At 69.7% G+C, this 1476-nt stretch carries 1 protein-coding gene; it reads left to right on the top strand.

The genetic code is table 11. From position 1 onward, the window contains the following. The first annotated feature begins 135 nt into the window (after positions 1-135). A complete protein-coding gene (gene fabF / locus LJ754_RS07310) occupies positions 136-1371 on the top strand; it encodes a beta-ketoacyl-ACP synthase II (RefSeq protein ID WP_227926101.1) in 1236 nt (411 codons plus the stop codon). Positions 1372-1476: the final 105 nt, after the last annotated feature.

Here is a 1476-nt window from a genome sequence, read left to right as displayed (position 1 = left end):
CGGCCGGGGCGGCGGGGGTCTTGAACACCCCCCCCCCCCCCCCCCCCCCCCGGGGCCCCCCCCCCCCCGCCCCCCCCGCCCGGTACCGCCGGGATGCCCGGCACCCCAACAGCAACTGCTTCAAGAGAGTGAATCATGGCCCGCAAAGTAGTCATCACAGGCCTTGGTGCGACCACGCCTATCGGCGGGGACGTCCCGACCATGTGGAAGAACGCACTGCAGGGTGTCTCCGGCGCCCGCACGTTGGAAGACGAGTGGGTCCAGAAGTACTCCCTGCCCGTCACCTTCGCGGCGCGGGTCACGAATCCCGCCTCTGAAGTCCTTTCCCGTGTCGAAGCCAAGCGGATGGACCCGTCCACCCAGTTCGCCGTCGTCGCTGCCCGCGAAGCCTGGGCCGACTCCGGCCTGGAAGACGTGGACCAGGACCGCCTGGCGGTCACGTTTGCCACCGGCATCGGCGGAGTCTGGACCCTGCTGGACGCCTGGGATACCCTCCGCGAGAAGGGCCCTCGCCGGGTCCTGCCCATGACCGTGCCGATGCTGATGCCCAACGGTCCCGCCGCTGCGGTCAGCCTTGACCTTGGCGCCCGGGCCGGCGCCCATACCCCGGTTTCCGCCTGCGCATCCGGTACCGAGGCCCTGCACCAGGGGCTGGAACTGATCCGCTCCGGCAAGGCCGACATTGTGGTGGCCGGCGGTGCGGAGGCCTGCATTCACCCGATGCCCCTGGCTTCCTTCGCCTCGATGCAGGCCCTGTCCAAGCGCAACGACGATCCCGAACGCGCCTCCCGGCCATACGACCGCGACCGCGACGGTTTCGTGATGGGTGAGGGCGCCGGCGCCCTCGTCCTGGAAAGCGAAGAGCACGCCCGGGCACGCGGCGCCCGGATCTACGCCGAACTGGCCGGCACTGCCGTTACTGCTGACGCCTACCACATCACGGCACCTGACCCCGAGGGCCTTGGCGCCACCCGGGCCCTGAAGGCGGCCCTGTTTGATGCGCGCGCCCAGGCGGAAGACGTAGTGCACGTAAACGCCCACGCCACGTCCACCCCGGTGGGTGACAAGCCTGAGTACACCGCGCTGAAGGCCGCCTTGGGCAACGCCCTCGACGGCGTGGCCGTCTCTGCCACCAAGTCCCAGATGGGACACCTGCTTGGTGCCTCGGGGGCGGTTGAAGCGGTCCTGACTGCACTGGCTGTATATGAACGCCAGGCCCCGGTAACCATCAACCTGGACAACCAGGATCCGGAGATTCCCCTGGACGTGGTTACGTCCAGCCGCAAGCTGCGCGACGGCGACATTGTCGCCCTGAGCAACTCGTTCGGCTTCGGCGGGCACAACGCCGTCGCCGTGCTGCGCAACCACTAGGCAACCCCGGTTCCCGTCGGGAAACGAAGCAGGCGTGCGGGGCCCCCCGGGGCCCGCCCGCCGCGTGTTTGGTGGGGTGGATTTTCTGGTCGCCCCCCGGGGGGG

This window comes from Arthrobacter sp. zg-Y40 (genome assembly GCF_020731535.1).
GTDB lineage: Bacteria > Actinomycetota > Actinomycetes > Actinomycetales > Micrococcaceae > Arthrobacter_B.
Note: the sequence above shows the minus strand (reverse complement) of the source record. Positions and strands in the feature narration are given on the sequence as shown.

Coding starts and splice junctions, on each gene's coding strand:
- fabF (WP_227926101.1), top strand. CDS start 136: ATGGCCCGCAAAGTAGTCATCACAGGCCTTGGTGCGACCACGCCTATC.